An 18694-nucleotide genomic window follows, 5' to 3' on the forward strand; every position below is an offset into this window, starting at 1 on the left:
TTATTTATGAGCCATATGCTTTTTTCCATTCATCGGCTGCTTCACTTAAAACATTGTAAAACTCTTCACCATATTTTCTGGTCAGTGGAGTTTTCAGGAACTTATAAACAGGAACCTGCAGTTCTTTTCCAAGCGTGCAGGCATCGCTGCATACACTCCATTCATGGTAGTTCAGGGCAGTAAAAGTAGAATATTCCGTAACACGGATCGGGTAGAGGTGGCAGGAAATTGGTTTTTGCCAGTCTACAGCACCATCCTCATATGCTTTTTCAATACCACATTTAGTAATTCCTCTTTCATCGAAGGTTACATAAGCACATTCGCGGTCTTCTACCATAGGTGTAACATACATTCCGTCCTCCGGATCGGTTGTCCATGTTCCCTGTTCCTCAAGGGCTTTGATGCCTTCCTGGGTAAGATAAGGCTTTATTTTATCAAGAATACTGTCTAAAATCTCAAGTTCATCCTTGTCTAGCGGAGCACCTACATCTCCTTCCACACAGCATGCACCTTTACATTTCGTAAGGTTGCAAACAAATTCTTCGGAAAAAATATCCTCTGAAATCAATTTATCGTCTATCTGAATCATAATCTTTAAAATAAATTAAAATACGTACCTGCTTTAAAAGCAATCAAACTTATAATGATAAGCCATAAGCTCACCTCCTGCATCCAGTATTTAGGCAAAAATCTCATCATCCTGCTCAGGATAATGCTCGACGGGAATGCCAGAAGCAGTAAATATTCATAGTTTTTATTCATATACAAAATAATAGTCACCAGCTGGGCCAGTGAGAATACAAGCAAAAACGTGTACTTATATCTGCTTATCGGGCTTTTCTTATTATAGTTTTTAAAATGGTCGTATACAGCATAAATAAGCATCAGGAGAATAGGAATTAAAGGTATCAGATCAATATAATCTGTCATAAGCCTCATTTTTCCAAAAGGGAAATAATCAATATTCCATGTAGTGAACCGGAAAAAGAACATGATCGAAAAATAACTGAAAGCAATCAATATGGTTCCTAAAAGAAATCTGAACAGATTTAAACTTATTTTCTGGGAAGTTGCGATTACGTGAACGATCACAAAAAGAGCCATAGGCCATGTGGTAGGAAGGAAAATAAAATTCAGCGCAACAATGGCGCCTACCAGAACATAAGATTTCTTTCTGATATCTTCATCCGCACTGGTTAAAAGCAACAGCAGAAAAGAATTGGTGAGCAGTGAAACGGCAATTCCTATATCCAGATTCCCGGGATAAAGTCCAAAAATAAAAAAGGTATATAAAAATAGCGGCAGATGCGTCTGGTAATTAAGGGCAATACTGTGAAAACAAAAATATCCCAAAGCAATCCCCAGGAAAGTTATTCCTGCGATGATTGCTTCATAAGTGTTGAAATTCAGTATGTTAAATATTATGACTACTAAAAGAAGAAAACCAATATAAACAGGAATTGAAAAAATATTGCTTTCTTTTGAAAGTAATTTAAACATTTTTTATAAATTTGTACAAAGTTAATTTAAAAAAGGAAAATAATGACGTCTTTCTGGTTATTCTTAAGTAAAGTTTTCAAATGGGCCTTCGGTTTTTTTGATGCGTTTGGAAATGTTCTAAACTGGATTTTATTTATCGTTTGCTGCGTATTGTTTACTTACTGGTGCTATGTACTGGTTGTAAAACTAGGTGGTGATAAAGATAAAGACTATTATTCTCCAACTGAGGGTAAGAACCCTTACTACGATCCTAAGATCTATAAAAAAGAAGGTTAATTAATTGGTTATATAGTAAAAAACCGATCGGACTTTAGTCTGATCGGTTTTTTTATTAACGATTAAAATTTATTTTTTTCTAGTCGTGGATAGGAAGCACCAGTACCGGAACATGAGAATCTTTGGTAAGTCCTTTCGTTAAACTTCCTACAAAAACATCATATATTCCGCTTCTTCCGTGTGATCCCATTACGATGTAATCAGCATTTTTGGCTTTCGCATATTCCAGGATGGTATCTTTTGCAATACCCTGCTTTAATAAATGCTCACAGTCTATATCATGAGCAATAATCCTTTGCTCAATCTTATTCAGCTGTATAAGCTCCTCTCTGATCTCATTGGCTTCTACTTCAGGAAAATATTGATATCCCATATCACCGATAGCAAAACCAATATCCGAAGGTGCAACGTGAATCAGAAAAATTCTGCCGTTCAGCTGTTTTGCAAATTTTACAGCTCCATCTACAAGCTGTTCTGTTTTGTCCCCAAAATCTACGGGTAGTACAATATTTATCATGACCTTTAATTTTGTTATTTAAAGATAAGAAAAATTGCCCAGTTTTTTATGTTAAATACTTATAATATTCGAATATCAAGAATTTTATCATCTTTCAGATAAGCTTCAAGAATATCATTTTCATTTACCTTTCCTACTCCTTTTGGAGTGCCGGTAAAAATAAGATCTCCCACCCTTAATGTAAAATACTGAGAGGCGAAAGCGATGATATCATCAAAACTGAAAATCATATCTTTTGTATTGCCGTCCTGAACCTCTTCCTTATTTTTCAGTAACGAAAACTGCAGTCCCTGAAGATCGTAATCTTCCTTTTTGAAGAAATTCCCTACTACTGCAGAACCGTCAAAACCTTTGGCAAGTTCCCATGGAAGACCTTTGGATTTAAGTTCGCTCTGAAGATCCCTTGCCGTAAAATCTATTCCTAAGCTGATTTCTTCATAATGTTTGTGAGCTACCTCTTTCTGAATGTATTTTCCTCCCTTTGAAATCTTTACAACAACTTCCAGCTCATAGTGAATGTCGTTGGAAAATTCAGGGATATAGAAATCATTTCCTTTCAAAACCGCCGTGTCGGGTTTCATGAAAATAACCGGTTTTTCAGGAATTTCATTTCCTAATTCTTTTGCATGTTCACTGTAGTTTCTTCCTATACAAATGATTTTCATAACTCTTAATTATTTATTTTAACAGACTTGTAGGCCTGTGAATACAATTCAGCCACGAAGAAGTATCCTTTATTTATTTTTAAATGATATTAATGCGTAAACTCATTCCCACAATAATAACATACAAAATTCTGGCTTGACAAAATGGAAATTCCAAAAAAGCTCGTCGCCCTATCGTCCCTGTAAATATGGTTTGAACCACATTTCGGGCATACAAAATCAAATGCCGGATCCTTGATCGTATGTTCCACTTCCAAAGAATAGGCTTCATTGTCATTATAATCCTGCAGGATTTGTTTCGCTTTTTCCAGATCATCTTCAAAAACCTGAAGCTGAATACCGCCCACAGCCTGCGAAAGCAGCCAGTCAGACTGGATGAGCTGCTCATTGGCAATGAAACCATTTACTCCGTTTTCGGCAAGGATCTGCTTGTCCCTGTTGGCTTCAAGGGCTGTTTCATAAAATTTAAAACGGACCAGGTTTGACATTATTTAAAATTTGCTTGACAGTTGAATTTTTGTGAAGACTTTCTTCGTATAAAGCGGGAAATCGGCATTCTGAAGCCATCCGTAATATCCCAGATCCTTCTGGAAAACAGCTTTCACGACCTGTCCTTTATATTTTCCGAAATTGAAAACAGGTTCTGATTTTTCATTGTATCCAATAAATCCGGCAAGATCAGCATTCTTATTATGGAAACTGAATTCACTTAAAGGAGCGATTTCATTTGGGATATCATCATATTTTCCGACCTGCGCATCCAGTACTTCAAAAGTGGCCATCACATCAGCTTCTGCAGAGTGGGCGTTTTCCAAAACTTTTCCACAGTAAAACTGATAGGCAGCCCCTAAATTTCTTGGTTCTTTCTTGTGGAAAATAGTCTGCGCATCCACCAGTTTGAATTTGCTCAGATCAAAATCTATCTCCACTCTTAAAAGCTCTTCTGCCAGAAGCGGAACATCAAAACGGTTGGAATTAAAGCCTCCCAAATCACTTCCTGAAAGCATTTCCATGATTTTTGGAGCAATTTCTCTGAATGTCGGAGCATCTTTTACATCTTCGTCATAAATTCCGTGGATCTCACTGCATTCTTTCGGAATAGATATTTCCGGATTTACGCGCCAGGTTTTACTTTCTCTGGAGGCATCCGGATTTACTTTTAAAATACAGATCTCTACGATTTTATCTTTTCCGATATTGGTTCCTGTGGTTTCAAGGTCAAAAATGCAGAGAGGTTTATGGAGTTTTAAATTCATGTCTATAATTGATAATGTGTTAATTTGAAAATAAGCTGTCTCTAAATTTGTAGCTTTTAGAGTCTAAAATCTGATGTCTCACATCTGATAGCTACTTCAGCTGTTTCTGGAAAACCAGCGATACTATCATATAATAAATAACAAGCATCGGAATGCCAACAATCTGAAACAGGGCCAGAATGGCAATTCCACCACCCAGTAAAATAATTTTCGGGTAGTTGTCCTGGAGTTTTTTAGATTTGAATTTCATAGCCATCATCTTAATTGGACTGATCAGAAGCCATGATGTGATTATGGTCAATAAGATCAGAAACAATGGATTTTCAAATAAAAATCCGAAAGTTCCTGTTTCTTTGAAGGCATAATATAATCCGAATAGCAGAACAGTATTGGTAGGTGTATTCAGTCCTTTAAAATAATAACGCTGTTCTTCATCAAGGTTAAAGATCGCCAGTCTGAGACAAGAGAAAACAGTCACCAGAAGGCCGGCATAACTTACATCAAAAGGAAGATGCAGCCCTAATATTTCATTTCCGAAAGGCTCCAGTGCTTTATACATTGTAAGGCCAGGGACCAGCCCAAAGCTTACCATATCCGCCAGCGAATCCAGCTGCAGCCCCAGATTAGAGTTCGATTTTAGAGCCCGGGCCACAAACCCGTCAAAAAAATCAAAAATAGCAGAAAGAATAAGACAGATGGCCGTAGTTTGGTAATCTCCTAAAATAAGATGTATTGCACCTACACAGCCTGCAAATAAATTGGCAAGCGTCAATAAATTGGCAAGATTATTTTTTATGAAATTCATGTCAACAAAAGTACAGTTTTTCCAAATTTTAACCCGAAATATTATGAAGGAAAAAATACATTAATAGGTTTTTGATGTAAATTTGCCGAATGAAATTTTTTAAAGAATTTAGAAAACAAGAAGTTCTGGTCCTTTTTTACCGGATTTTCTTAGCATATGTTTTTTATCAGATTGCCCGGCTTTTATTTTGGTACTTCAATAAAGAGCTCATCAAAGTAGATTCCGTTTCAGATTATTTCAACCTGGCATTTCATGGAATAGCCTTTGATACCACGGCGATCTTATATGTCAACGCTTTATTTATTCTCTTAAGCCTGGTCCCGATTGTTATCAATACAAAAAAAGGATACCAAACCGTTTTGTTCTGGCTGTACTTTATAACCAACGGAATTGCCTATGCCATGAATTTCGGGGATTTTGTCTATTATAAATTTTCGCAGGCAAGATTAACATCTACGGCATTAGAAGTGGCAAAACATGAAACCAACATTTTTAAAGTTTTCACGGTTTCATTGGGACAGCATCCGTTTGTTCTCATATGGTTCATTATTTTAATGGCACTTTGGGTTTTCCTTTATAAAAAGGTGAAGATTACAGAACAGAAACCTGTAAAACTTATTCCATACTTTATCTGGTCAGTGCTTGTGCTTTGTGGCACGGCAGTTTTGGTTGTTGGAGGAATCCGCGGTGATTTCAAGCACAGTACTAGACCCATTAACCTAGTGGATGCCAACCGTTTTGTGGTGAATCCGCTTCAGGGCAATATAGTGTTGAACAGTACGTTTTCATTTTTCAGAACTTTAGGAACCAATAACTTTAAAGAAGTTCATTTTGTAGACGAAAAATATATTGCCGACCATGTTCAGCCTTATAAAATATACGATAGGAAAGTGGAGAACCACCCCAATATTGTTATTTTTATTGTCGAATCTTTCGGCAGGGAATATTCAGGTGCTTTTAATAAAGACAAAAATATTAACGGCTATGTTTCTTATACACCATTTATAGACAGTCTTGCAGGCCAGAGCCTGATTTTCCCTAATATGTTTGCTAATGGAAGACAGTCCATTCATGGAATGAGCAGTGTGCTGGCTGGAATTCCAAGCCTTACCGATGCTTTTACCAGCTCGCCTTATTCCAATCAGAAAATCCAGTCTATTGTTTCAGTGTGTAATGATCTGGGGTATGATACTTCTTTTTATCATGGGGCTCCCAACGGATCAATGGGCTTCCTTGGGTTTGGAAATATATTGGGTTTTAAACATTATTTCGGGAAAAATGAATTCAACCATGATGAAGATTTCGACGGAATGTGGGCGATATGGGATGAGCCGTTTCTTCAGTATTTTGCAAAAAATACAGGGAAGACGCAGCCATTTATGACTACAGTATTTACTGCCTCATCACACCATCCGTTTAAAATCCCTGAAAAATACAAAGGGAAATTTAAAAAAGGAACCATAGAAATGCATGAACCGATCCAATATACGGATTATGCAATCAAAAAATATTTTGAAACTGCTAAAAAACAGCCTTGGTTCAATAATACCATCTTCGTTTTCACGGGAGATCATACCAACCAGATCGCTTATGGTGAATATGAAAAAGCTATGAACCGTTTTGCTGTTCCTCTGATATTGTATTCCCCAAATCCGAAATATAACCTTAAAGGCGTGAATCCTGAAACGGCGCAGCAAATAGATATTTATCCTACACTTGCAGATCTTATCGGATACAATAAACAGATCAGAAGCTGGGGAAGAAGCCTTGTAAGCGATAAAAAATATCCGTCTATTGTAGTGAATTCAGATGGAAGTTCAGAACAGTTTATCATTGGAGATCATATGTACCGTTTCGACGGCAAGGAAATTACAGGAATATACGAGAAGAATGACCTCGGATTTGCAAACAATTTAATAGGAAAATTAAAGACCCCTGAAATAGAACAGGAAATGAAGACTGCAAAAGCTTGGTATCAGGATTATATGGACAGGGTAATCAATAGAAAACTTAAATAATCTGAATTCAGGTTTGAGAATCTGAGGGCCCAGAGAGTTTTAGGGTTTAGTTGATAGTTGCCGGTCAGAAACCCGCATCCTTAAGCTTTATCAGTTATTAAAATCTACAGTCAAAAGTCTCATATCTTGTGTCTGAAATCTGAAATCATCATAACTGTTCATTTAACCTTTTACACTTTGGCCTATGATATGCTTTGTATAGCAAAAGTTTTTGTCTGTTTAAAATTTAATTTATACATTTAGCAATAGATACATAACAAAAAACGTATATCAGAATTAAAACTATAAGAAATATGAAAAAATTATTATTAACATTCGTGCTTTCCCTGTTTGGCGTATTATCGTTTGCACAGATTGAAGGTAAATGGAAGACTATAGATGACGAAACAAAACAGGCTAAATCCATTGTTGAGATCTATAAAAAATCAGATGGGAAGTATTATGGAAAAGTTTCCCAGCTGCTTATAAAACCTGCAAATCCAAATTGTACAGGATGTAAGGATGACAGAAAAGGGAAGCCAATTTTAGGAATGGAGATCATCAGAGGTCTTAAAAAAGAAGGAGATGAATTTACAGGAGGAACTATTACTGACCCTAAAACAGGTAAAACTTATAAATGTACCATTACAAAAAGCGGTGATAAACTGAATGTAAGAGGATATATGGGAGTTTCTGTATTTGGAAGGACTCAAGTTTGGGACAAAGTGAATTAATCAGTTTTTATATAAACTTTTGGACGGTATTTCAGAAATGAGATACCGTCTTTATTTTTTTTAAAAAATTCTGTAACGAAAATAAAAATTTCCCACTCATAAGATATGAGCACAACACTGGAGAGAAATTTTGTTGATTTTTTTAAGCCCAACCAAAGGCTTATTCATAAAATATGCAGGATATATACAGATAATGCCGAAGACCATCAAGATCTTTTCCAGGAAATCACCATTCAGCTTTGGAGGTCCTTTCCCGGTTTTAAAGGAGAAGCCAAATTTTCTACTTGGATGTATAAGGTGGCACTTAATACGGCTATGACTCTTTTTAAGAAACCACAGAAAAAAGTATTGTGGCATTCTGATATAGACGTTTCCTCTTTGAAAATGGAATATGAAGTATATGAAGATGATGAATATAAATTGAGAAAAATGTACAAAGCCATTCACGAGCTGTCCGATGTAGAAAAAGCTTTAATTATGATGTACCTCGAAGACAGGCCATACAAAGAGATCGGTGAAATTCTGGGAATTACTGAAGGTAATGCAAGAGTGAAAATGAATAGGGCAAAGAATAATTTAAAAACCAAAATAAACACAAAATAATATGGAGGAACTGGAACTTTTAAAAAAAGACTGGAATAAGGATGAAGGTGAATTTAAAGATTATTCCGAAAATGAAATTTATATCATGATTAAAAACAAATCTGTTTCTGTGGCAAAAACTTTATTCCTGATAGGCTCGGTAGAAATTGTACTCTGGTCTGTCTATGGGTATATTAATGGCGAATTTCCATATCTAAGGATAATCCTGTTTTCCGTATTTATAATTCTGACAGTTTTGCTGTTTCGTAGGTTGAAAGCTGGGCAGGACTCCTTATCATTAATAAAAAACATTCTGAATATAAGAAGGCTTATCTTTGGGTATGCCGGGATTTCTTTTCTTCTGATCATTCTGGATAACCTGATCCATTTCGATATCTATACAAAAGATTTTATGGCAGGAGCAAAAGATGGGTGGAATAATGGGCACCATATTCTAAAACGTTCCAACCCTGATAGTATGGTCCCTGAATTGGGGAATTATGTAATATTTGGATTTTTTATGTTACTAGGATTTTATATTCTGTATCTTATTTATAAAAGAACATATGGGAAAATTCTGTCAAACCTTAGGAAAAACTACAGAGAACTCAACCGCACTGAAGAAAAGCCTCTCTGATTAAATAATTAAGGTTTCTCATTCAATGAGATGCCTTTTTTGTTATGTTAGTAATAAAAAAACACTATTTTTGTAGTCTAAATTTTTCAAATAAATATGGCAGAATATACTTTTCGTGAGGTAATTGCACAAGCAATGAGCGAGGAAATGCGTAAAGACGAATCCATTTTTTTAATGGGGGAGGAAGTTGCAGAATACAATGGTGCGTATAAAGCTTCAAAAGGAATGTTGGATGAATTTGGTCCTAAAAGAGTAATCGATACACCCATTGCTGAGCTTGGTTTTACAGGGATTGCTGTAGGAGCTGCGATGAATGGTAACAGACCAATTGTAGAGTATATGACGTTCAATTTCTCATTGGTAGGTATTGATCAGATTATTAATAATGCGGCGAAGATCCGTCAGATGAGTGGTGGTCAGTGGAACTGTCCTATCGTTTTCAGAGGACCTACTGCTTCGGCAGGACAACTAGGAGCTACACACTCTCAGGCGTTTGAAAACTGGTTTGCGAATGTTCCGGGACTTAAAGTAGTGGTTCCTTCAAATCCTTACGATGCGAAAGGATTGTTGAAAACTGCTATCCAGGATAATGATCCGGTTATTTTCATGGAATCTGAGCAGATGTATGGCGACAAAATGGAAATTCCTGAAGAAGAATATTATTTGCCAATAGGTAAAGCAGATATCAAGAGAGAAGGTACAGATGTTACTTTGGTTTCTTTCGGTAAAATCATGAAGCTGGCTATTCAGGCTGCTGAAGATATGGCTAAAGAAGGAATCTCTGTAGAAGTGATCGATCTTAGAACCGTTCGTCCTCTTGATTTTGATACTGTTTTAGCTTCCGTTAAAAAAACAAACAGACTGGTGATCTTGGAAGAAGCCTGGCCATTCGCTTCGATATCTTCTGAAATTACATATATGGTACAGCAGAAAGCATTCGACTATCTGGATGCGCCAATCAAGAGAATTACTACTCCTGATGCGCCTGCGCCTTACTCCGCTGCATTATTTGCAGAATGGTTCCCTAAACTTGAAAAAGTAAAAGAGGAGATCAAAAAAGCGATGTACGTAAAATAACTATTATAGAGAAAAACTTCCGAAAGGAAGTTTTTTCATTTATTCTATTCATGAAGAATAGTTCTCGACGTCATAAAATTAGTATAAATTTGCGCGTTTAAAAAAATAAGCTGATATGGCAGACCTTACAGAAGATGGTTATCATTTTGACATAAAGAAACTTTCTTTTATTGGAGTTTTAGTCTCTCTCGGAATTGTGTTCGGAGATATTGGAACATCTCCGCTTTACGTAATGAAAGCAATTGTAAATGCAAAAGACGGAGGTAGTAATATGCCTTTCAACGAATATATAGAAGGGGCGTTATCCTGTATCATCTGGACACTTACCCTTCAGACTACAATAAAATATGTGATCATTGCTCTCAGGGCAGATAACAAAGGGGAAGGAGGTATTTTAGCTTTATTCTCATTAGTTAAAAACCTTAAAAAAGGATGGCTATATCTTATCGCTATCATAGGTGCAGCAGCACTCATCGCGGATGGGGTGATTACGCCTTCGCTTACAGTAATGTCAGCTATTGAAGGTCTGGAAATTTATAATCCCCATACACCTGTTGTGCCCATTACCATTGGAATTTTGATTGTAATTTTTGTAGTACAGCAATTCGGAACCAGTTTTATCGGGAAATTCTTTGGCCCTGTAATGGTTGTCTGGTTTTTAGTTCTAGGAGGTTTGGGAGTAATGCATTTAAGCGAAAATTTAGAAATTTTAAGATCTTTCAACCCTTACTATGCCTACAAGCTTATTGCAAATTCTCCAAGTGCAATTGTCATTCTTGGTGCTGTTTTCCTGTGTACAACAGGGGCAGAAGCTCTCTACTCGGACTTAGGACACTGCGGTGCCAAAAATATAAGAGTAAGTTGGGGATTTGTTAAGATCATGCTTATTTTAAACTATCTTGGACAGGGGGCATGGTTATTAACCAATCATGGGAAGCCTGGATTTTCTGTAATCAACCCATTCTTTGGAATCATGGAAGAGTGGATGATTGTACCAGGAGTAATTTTGGCTACTGCAGCAGCAATTATTGCAAGTCAGGCCTTGATTACAGGTTCTTTTACCATTTTCTCAGAAGCAATGTCTCTTAATTTATGGCCTAATCAAAAAATTGATTACCCTTCCGGAGTTAAAGGACAAATGTATATTCCAAGAATCAACTGGGGACTTCTTATTCTGTGTATTATTGTTGTGCTTCATTTTAGGGAATCAGGGAAAATGGAAGCTGCATATGGACTTTCCATTACAGTGACCATGCTGATGACGACAGTACTGCTGGTTTTCTGGTTGTTGAAGCATAGAGTAAGCAAAGTATTAATTGTACTTTTTGCTTTAGTTTATATGGCTATTGAACTAGGATTTTTCAGTGCAAATATCATCAAGTTCATGGAAGGTGGATGGATTACGGTTGTCCTGGCTGGTTCTATTGGAATTTCAATGTACGCATGGTATAATGGAAGACTGATAAAAACAAGATTTATCCAGTTTGTAAAAATAGAGAAATATGTCGCCATCATAAAAGATATGAAACTGGATGAAAGCATTCCCAAATATGCAACCAATCTTGCTTACCTGAGCAGAGCTAAAAGGAATGATGAAGTAGAATCGAAAATTATCTATTCCATCATCAAGAAGCAGCCCAAAAGAGCGGATCATTATTTCATATTAAGTATTGTTAATCAGGAAGATCCATATACTTTCAAATATACGGTAGACGAAATTCTGCCAGGAACTGTATACAAAGTCAATTTCCTTCTAGGATTTAAAGTAGACCGTAGAATCAATGATTATTTTAATATGGTACTGAAAGATCTTATGGCAGACGGAACCATTCCATCAAGAAGCAGTCATCCGTCCCTGAGAGCGCACAACATTCCGCCGGATCTGAAATACGTAATTATTGATAATACATATATCAACGATATACTTTTAACTGTTAAACAGAAGATTACACTCAATATCTACAATTTTGTGAAGTACATCGGAAGTGATGATTTCAAAGCTTGGGGGGTATCTTCTCACAACGTAGAAGTGGAGTCTGCCCCGATTACAGAACTTACGGTTTACGATAACAAGATTGAGCAATCCGGCTTCTTCCGTCATAATTCCTAAAAACAAGGGATAAGAAACCATATCGCCTATTTAAATAAAAATCAATAAATTTGTAGATAATTTTTTTGATGGATACAGTACAAAAAGAAAAAAATATTGCTTTGATTAAGGATGTTCTCCGAAACTACCTTTTAGAAAAGGGTTTCAGAAACACACCTGAACGATATACGATATTAGAAGAGATTTATAGTATGGATCATCACTTCAATGTGGATGATCTGTATCTTCTTATGATGCAGAAGAAATATCATGTTTCAAAAGCAACGATTTACAACACTATTGAAATTTTCCTCGATGCAGGTTTAATCCGTAAGCATCAGTTTGGAGAAAAAACATTGACCTCTTCATCTTATGAGAAGTCTTATTTTGATAAACAGCATGACCATTTGGTAATCTACAAAAAAGGCTCTGATAAGGAAATTGAAGAAATTATCGAATTCTGTGATCCGAGAATACAGGGAATTAAAGAAGCAATTGAAGAAGCATTTGGCGTAAATATTGATTCGCATTCGCTGTATTTCTATGGTACTAAGAATGATTAATCAATGAGAATAATCCTTTTTCTGTTAATTTTTATTTCTGCGTTCAGCTCCGCACAGGACAATAAAACTACGCAGATGGACCCTTATATCCAAAATAAAGCGAAACCTACACCTGCAGTAAGACCAGAAGATAAGGTGAAAATCATCCATTCCGATGAATTTAAAAAAGACACCAAGTACGAAGGAAACCAGTACATGGTGGGTCATGTTCAGATAGAGCACCAGGGATCTATTCTGTATGCTGATGAAGTTATTCTGTACAATGATCAAAGCCTTGTAAAAGCTATTGGCAATGCAAAGCTTCAAAATGCAGACGGCTCAGTGATTACTGCCCATGAAATGGAGTACAATGGGGTTACGCAGAAAGGAGTTGCTAAAAAAGATGTTGTTCTTACCGATCCGAAACAGACCATTAAAACCGACATTCTGTATTATGACAGGCTTGCCAACCAGGCGTACTTCAATACCGGAGGAACTATTTCCGATGCGCAGAATGTTATGTATACTAAATCTGCAACCTACTTTCTTGACACCAAAATGATTGACTTTGTTGGGAACGTTAAAATTGACAGTCCGGATTATATCATAGAAGGTCCCAATATCAAACAAAATCAAAATACAAAGGTTGCTGAGTTTTTTGGTCCTACAACAATTACCAACCGCGCCAATCCCAAAAACAGGATTTACACCGAAAGAGGAACGTATAGGATGGAAACTAAGGAGGCTTTCCTTAATAAAAATTCCAAAATTTTTTATAACGACAAGATCCTTACAGGAGATGATATGTATTTTAACAATATCACCGGGTTCGGTAAAGCAACCGGAAATGTTACACTCGATGATCCTATAGAAAAAAGATATATCAAAGGCGGTTACGGAGAAGTTTTTCAGAAAAAAGATTCTGCAATGATGACCAAGAGTCCCTATGCTGTTAAAATCATGGAAAAAGACTCTATTTACTTTGCAGCAGAAAAAATTCTTTCCTACCAGAAACCTGATTCAGCAGATATTACAATAAAGAAAAGCTTTTTAAGAGCTTACAAAAAAGCACGTATCTTCAAATCAAATGCCCAGGGGAGAGCAGATTCTATCGCATTCAATGAAACAGACGGCATCATGCATATGTATACCAACCCTATTCTTTGGAGTGGTGAAAAACAGGTAACAGGAGATAAGGTTGAAGCTTATTTTAATACCAAAACTGAAAATATAGACTCCCTTAAAGTAATTGGAAATGCTTTTGCGATCAGCAAAGTAGATTCATTAAACCTTAAAGATGAATTTAATCAGGTGAAAGGTAAATTTATGACCGTTTACTATGAAAATAATGATATTAAGGAAGCCAGAGTAGTAGGAAATGCACAGTCGATTGTATATGTAGACGATGTAGATCAGGAAACTAAGCAGCCTCAGAGAATAGGAATTACCCTTTCTACCTGTGGGATCATTGGAGCTTTATTTGAAGAAAGAACCTTACAGATCATATCATGCAGTATAGGGGCCAATTCAGATACCTACCCAATGAGTAAAATAGAACCTGAAAAGAGAAAGTTCCCCGATTTTAATTGGAATACCAAGGACCGCATCAGAAAATGGCAGGATATCCTTGTAGACAGCCCTAATTATGAAGAAATAAAGTATTCCGCGGATAATGAACTGTTTAATCAGGCCCAGGAAGCAATAGACAAGGAAAGAGCTAAAGAAGAAGCCAAAAAGCCTAAACGGGTACGGAAATAGACTCAATATTTTTCAACAAAGAATAAAAAATCACCATTTTAAATCAAAAAATGGTGATTTTCTTTATGATGAAATGTGAAAATACGGTTGAAATGCAGTAAAATAATTGTTTTTTTCAATCATTACAATAGATTATTTAGTTCTCGAATGCCGCTTTAAATCTATGTTTTGTTTTTTTCATTTTTTATTTAACATTTTTTTTTATGATTTAAGCTGTAATATTTTATAAATTTAAAGGAAGAATGATAAAAAAATTTAAAATGAAAATCGACTATTTCCTCTTAGTCCTTATTTGTTGCTTTATAAGGATTAACGCACAGGTTGGGATTTCGAAAGCTCCAGGTTTCCAACCCGACACAAGATCACTTTTACATGTAAAACAGGATGATAATGCAGCCAGATTGCCAAGGGCTAACACTGCTTCAGTACTGCCGGCATCTGCTACTGGTACCACAGGAAACGGAACTCAGGGTTCTATTATCTTCAACAAAGAAACAGGAAGTATTGTTCAGAATGACGGTACGGTATGGAAAATCTCAGATCCTATTGTAACAGCCTTAAAGAACAATAAAATGGCCCGTTTTATAAGAAGCGCTGCCATAACGGCAGATTGCGGAACGTGTGGATTGGGATGTGGAGGGGAAAACAGACTTTGCCCGCAAACAGGAGGAGCAATAGATGTTCCATTTACAAGTGCCAGCCCAAGTTATAATGATATTTCAGCAGATGTTTCTCTTGCGTCGGCTACAAGTAATATTATTAATATCAAGACAAGAGGTTTGTATAAAATTTCTTTCAAAAGTGGAGCTATAGATGTTAAAACACCGGCGCTATGTGTGGGGGTAACAATTAATCTATACTCAAAGGTTGATTTGGAAACAAGTACTGCAGCAGCTCCTGCTACATGGAAGCCTATTACAAATAACACCACAAGTTCCACCAGCGGTGCATTATCCTTAGGAAGCTTATCTCCGGGAGCTATTGATGTAGGACAGTCACTAGTTCTTACTTATGTAGGCAGCTTTGAAGCAGGCGATAATTTAAGACTTAGGTTCTATGGGAACCAGAACATTGGAACAGGGGTTTGTACCGGCATTATTGGCGGAAATATATTGTCTTTTTCAATGAATACTACAGGAAACGCAGTGTCAGAAATCATTGTTGAAAAAATAAATATGCAATAAAATGAAAAAGATAATATTAATTTTAGTGTGTTTATTTCAATACGGCTTAAATGCACAGGTAGTCATTGGTGACAACATTCCCAGCAATCAGAATATATTAAAAATAAAAGACGGAACCAGAGGGGCAATACTTCCTTATTCCAATACCTATACCACTTTTCCTAAATATGATGCTGCATCACCGGATCTCTTTAGTGATTATCCTAACCTTGTAGGAGGGCTTATATATGATAAAGCCGACGATCAATATTATAAATACGATGGCTATGCCTGGAACCCTGCAAGACAGATACAGGGAATCTTTCAGCCTAAAGGTTCAAGATTGGGAATTTCTTCCGGGATTACAATCCCCTGCCTGGCTTTTGGTCTTGGAATATGCCTTTCCTTAGGATCTCCCCAGTATCTTGCACCGGATGATAAAAGCCAGGTTCTTGTTGATAACCTTCTTATGAAAAATGCAAGTTCGGTGACCATAAAACAAAATGGAATGTATGACGTAGCAGCAGCTCTAGGTTTTACCGGGGGCAGTGTGGGAGCCCAGATAGGTGTTACAGAATTTAAATTGACACTGCAGGTTAAATATACTCCGGCTTCGGCTTGGGAAACTGTTGTTACCAAGAGTAATTATTCTATTATATTTATCATTGATACTCAGGGAAGTAAAACATCCAGTTTTTCCCAGACAATATCCTTACCTGCTGGTGCAGAACTGAGAGTTGTTCCAACGATAACAACTATTGGGGGGTCCGGAGGATCTCTTGCTGCATACGGAACGGATAGCAGTTCTATCAACTCATATATTGGAGCCCGTTTAATTAAAGCTTATTAGTGATGAAAAAATATATATTCTGCCTGTTCTTGTTTTCAATAAGCATTTACAGTGCGCAAGTTAATTTTACAAACATACCAAACCCTGATTCCAATGCTAATGGTAATGATCAGGTAATGATGTACATAACAAATACAAGTGAAGCAACCGGAGTTAAAGGTTTCGGTTTACCTGCGGTTGAAACTGCCACCGATTTGCCTTATACCGGAGTAAACGCTCCTGCCACAAGGATAGAAGTTTTAAGAGGCATGCTCATATTTGTGAAAAGTACAGGCCAGGTAATGGTATTCGACGGGCTTGTGTGGAGCAAAGCCTTTGAAATTGAATCTGATAATATTTCCAGGTTTACGATAAATCCTGTCAATACGACTTCAGGTTCTGTAATGTTGCCTATTAATTCCTTAATTGACAAGCCTAATTTTTTAGCAGATCCGTTAAAGCTTAAAACAAATGTTCCGACAACAGGTGCAGATTTAAACAGGCTTTATATCCGTCAAAGCGGTTTGTACAGAATTAATGTAAGCCTGAACTTTACAGGTGCTGCAGGTACATTTAGCAGCAGACTGGGAGCAAGTTTATATGTCAACGATGCCAAGAGATTCCAGCTTTTGGAAAATGCGGTGAATTTTGATGGCACGGTCAGAAAAATCAGCCTGGATTTTTCAGTGTATGCAGTTCAGGGACAGTATATTACTTTAGAGGCTATTTCTGAAGTCGGGGGAACAACTGCTTATAATGTGATTAACAACAGTTATGTAACAGTCGAAAAAGTACTTTAAATTAGTCTTCTACTTTTTATTATTTATATTAAATTACCCTTGAGATCATCAGGGGTGATTTTTTTATTCCCGACAGATAATTTCTACATGTGCTGAATCTTTTTTAGCTTTGCTGAAAATTTTTGCGAAATGGAAATGCATAAAGACTTTTTTATATATCAGGCACAGACCACAAAATTTGCCGCAGGTTTTGAAGTGGAAAAAGCAGAAGGAAGTTATATCTACGGAACAGATGGAAAAAAATATCTGGATTTCGTGGCAGGCGTTTCTGCCAATACTTTAGGGCATTCACATCCTAAAGTGGTGGAAGCCATTAAGGAGCAGGCAGATAAATACCTGCATGTAATGGTATATGGAGAATATGCACAGGAAAAACCTGTAGCATTGTGCAAACTTCTTGCAGAAGCCACCCCCGATCCCCTGGAAATTACCTACCTGGTAAACAGTGGGGCAGAAGCTATTGACGGAAGTCTTAAGCTGGCTAAGCGTTATACAGGAAGAGAAGAAATTGTTTCCTTTAAAAATTCATATCACGGTAACACGCACGGCGCATTGAGTGTGTCCGGAAACGAAACCCATAAAAGAGAATTCCGCCCGTTGTTGCCTATGGTCAGCTTTATAGAATTCAACAATGAAAATGATCTGGATAAAATTACAGATAAAACTGCCTGTGTGATTCTTGAAACCATTCAGGGAGCAGCAGGATTTTTAGTTCCGGAAGGCGATTATTTAATCAAGCTTAAAAGAAGATGTGAAGAAATAGGTGCACTTCTGATCCTCGATGAAATTCAGCCCGGGTTTGGCAGAACCGGGAAATTATTCTCTTTCGAGCATTTCGGAATTGTTCCGGATATCCTTGTAATGGGCAAAGGAATGGGCGGAGGAGTGCCGGTAGGTGCTTTTATGAGCTCCAGGGAAATTATGGAAACCTTGTCACATTCACCAAAGTTGGGACATATTACAACATTTGGAGGCAATCCTCTGATTGCAGCCGCCAGTTATGCTACCTTGAAAGAAGTTTTAGAAAGCGGTCTGATGGATGAAACCGTAGAAAAAGAAAAACTGTTCAGAGAACTGCTTGTCCATCCAAAGATTAAAAATATCAACGGAAAAGGCTTAATGCTGGCCGTAAATCTCAGAACACCAGAATATACCCTTGAAGTGGCTAAAAAGTGTATGGAAAAGGGGCTTATTGTATTTTGGCAGCTCTACAGAAATGAATACATGAGAATTTCGCCGCCACTTACTATTTCGATGGATGAAATCAGACAGGGATGCCAGATCATTCTGGATGTTTTAAATGAAAAATAGACGATAAAACTCTCCATTTTGGAGAGTTTTTTTATGTATTACATGGCAGTTTTCGGACTGAAAATTATATTCATAAAATATTTAAAAGCTGTGATAAATATCATGAAGATTCTTTAAAAAAATAACCGCTTTTTAGTGTAATAAAAAAATTAATTT

At 36.7% G+C, this 18694-nt stretch carries 20 protein-coding genes; 13 read left to right on the top strand and 7 right to left on the bottom strand.

The genetic code is table 11. The annotated features are described in order from the left end of the window. Nucleotides 1-4: 4 nt before the first annotated feature. Entirely contained in the window at nucleotides 5-589 is a 585-nt protein-coding gene (locus tag V6R96_RS11305) for a DUF3109 family protein (protein ID WP_336378898.1), read from the bottom strand. Nucleotides 590-594: 5 nt separating this feature from the next. After that, nucleotides 595-1500: a DUF6427 family protein gene (locus V6R96_RS11310; RefSeq protein ID WP_223560094.1), complete on the bottom strand. Its 906-nt coding sequence runs from the start codon at nucleotides 1498-1500 to the stop codon at nucleotides 595-597. A gap of 42 nt (nucleotides 1501-1542) precedes the next feature. Here V6R96_RS11310 and V6R96_RS11315 point away from each other — a divergent pair, with 42 nt between their 5' ends. After that, nucleotides 1543-1776 carry a DUF6341 family protein gene (locus V6R96_RS11315; protein WP_111956350.1) on the top strand — a complete coding sequence of 78 codons (234 nt, stop codon included), beginning with the start codon at nucleotides 1543-1545 and terminating at the stop codon, nucleotides 1774-1776. 79 nt (nucleotides 1777-1855) lie between these two features. Here V6R96_RS11315 and V6R96_RS11320 read toward each other — a convergent pair whose 3' ends face one another. The 5 genes from V6R96_RS11320 to V6R96_RS11340 form a co-directional block, all read right to left on the bottom strand. Then, nucleotides 1856-2293 (bottom strand): universal stress protein, encoded by a 438-nt coding sequence (locus tag V6R96_RS11320; protein WP_111956352.1) that lies wholly within the window; start codon nucleotides 2291-2293, stop codon nucleotides 1856-1858. Between the two features lie 59 nt (nucleotides 2294-2352). Next, a complete protein-coding gene (locus V6R96_RS11325) occupies nucleotides 2353-2958 on the bottom strand; it encodes a fumarylacetoacetate hydrolase family protein (protein ID WP_111956354.1) in 606 nt (201 codons plus the stop codon). Nucleotides 2959-3047: 89 nt separating this feature from the next. Further along, nucleotides 3048-3446: a putative signal transducing protein gene (locus tag V6R96_RS11330; RefSeq protein ID WP_111956356.1), complete on the bottom strand. Its 399-nt coding sequence runs from the start codon at nucleotides 3444-3446 to the stop codon at nucleotides 3048-3050. Between the two features lie 3 nt (nucleotides 3447-3449). Continuing rightward, entirely contained in the window at nucleotides 3450-4214 is a 765-nt protein-coding gene (locus V6R96_RS11335; RefSeq protein ID WP_336378897.1) for an exonuclease domain-containing protein, read from the bottom strand. 91 nt (nucleotides 4215-4305) lie between these two features. Next, on the bottom strand, nucleotides 4306-5019 hold the full coding sequence (locus tag V6R96_RS11340; protein WP_336378896.1) for a CDP-alcohol phosphatidyltransferase family protein: 714 nt from the start codon (nucleotides 5017-5019) through the stop codon (nucleotides 4306-4308). 89 nt (nucleotides 5020-5108) lie between these two features. On the opposite strand from V6R96_RS11340, the gene V6R96_RS11345 reads away from it, so the two are divergent. From V6R96_RS11345 to V6R96_RS11400, 12 genes are all read left to right on the top strand, one after another. Beyond that, entirely contained in the window at nucleotides 5109-7037 is a 1929-nt protein-coding gene (locus V6R96_RS11345) for a sulfatase-like hydrolase/transferase (protein WP_336378895.1), read from the top strand. A gap of 293 nt (nucleotides 7038-7330) precedes the next feature. Beyond that, nucleotides 7331-7750, top strand: coding sequence for a DUF2147 domain-containing protein (locus V6R96_RS11350; protein ID WP_111956364.1), 420 nt, complete (start codon nucleotides 7331-7333; stop codon nucleotides 7748-7750). Between the two features lie 105 nt (nucleotides 7751-7855). Further along, the gene (locus V6R96_RS11355; RefSeq protein ID WP_111956366.1) at nucleotides 7856-8353 is read left to right on the top strand and encodes an RNA polymerase sigma factor; all 498 of its coding nucleotides are present in this window, start codon (nucleotides 7856-7858) and stop codon (nucleotides 8351-8353) included. Between the two features lies 1 nt (nucleotide 8354). Then, nucleotides 8355-8969, top strand: a complete 615-nt coding sequence (locus tag V6R96_RS11360) for a hypothetical protein (protein WP_111956368.1) — start codon at nucleotides 8355-8357, stop codon at nucleotides 8967-8969. A gap of 96 nt (nucleotides 8970-9065) precedes the next feature. After that, complete coding sequence (locus V6R96_RS11365) at nucleotides 9066-10046, top strand: pyruvate dehydrogenase complex E1 component subunit beta (protein ID WP_034709939.1); 981 nt, start codon at nucleotides 9066-9068, stop codon at nucleotides 10044-10046. 115 nt (nucleotides 10047-10161) lie between these two features. Beyond that, nucleotides 10162-12156, top strand: coding sequence for a KUP/HAK/KT family potassium transporter (locus V6R96_RS11370; protein ID WP_111956370.1), 1995 nt, complete (start codon nucleotides 10162-10164; stop codon nucleotides 12154-12156). Between the two features lie 68 nt (nucleotides 12157-12224). Next, a complete protein-coding gene (locus tag V6R96_RS11375) occupies nucleotides 12225-12698 on the top strand; it encodes a Fur family transcriptional regulator (RefSeq protein ID WP_034706517.1) in 474 nt (157 codons plus the stop codon). 3 nt (nucleotides 12699-12701) lie between these two features. Next, nucleotides 12702-14435 (top strand): OstA-like protein, encoded by a 1734-nt coding sequence (locus V6R96_RS11380; protein WP_111956372.1) that lies wholly within the window; start codon nucleotides 12702-12704, stop codon nucleotides 14433-14435. A gap of 260 nt (nucleotides 14436-14695) precedes the next feature. Then, nucleotides 14696-15619 (top strand): hypothetical protein, encoded by a 924-nt coding sequence (locus V6R96_RS11385; protein ID WP_336378894.1) that lies wholly within the window; start codon nucleotides 14696-14698, stop codon nucleotides 15617-15619. 1 nt (nucleotide 15620) lies between these two features. Beyond that, nucleotides 15621-16448, top strand: coding sequence for a hypothetical protein (locus tag V6R96_RS11390; RefSeq protein WP_111956376.1), 828 nt, complete (start codon nucleotides 15621-15623; stop codon nucleotides 16446-16448). Nucleotides 16449-16450: 2 nt separating this feature from the next. Beyond that, nucleotides 16451-17227: a hypothetical protein gene (locus V6R96_RS11395; protein WP_223560089.1), complete on the top strand. Its 777-nt coding sequence runs from the start codon at nucleotides 16451-16453 to the stop codon at nucleotides 17225-17227. 135 nt (nucleotides 17228-17362) lie between these two features. Next, nucleotides 17363-18538, top strand: coding sequence for an aspartate aminotransferase family protein (locus V6R96_RS11400; RefSeq protein ID WP_336379140.1), 1176 nt, complete (start codon nucleotides 17363-17365; stop codon nucleotides 18536-18538). Nucleotides 18539-18694 lie beyond the last annotated feature (156 nt).

The organism is Chryseobacterium sp. CCNWLW53, from assembly GCF_037083525.1.
In the GTDB taxonomy this organism is placed as follows: domain Bacteria; phylum Bacteroidota; class Bacteroidia; order Flavobacteriales; family Weeksellaceae; genus Chryseobacterium; species Chryseobacterium lathyri.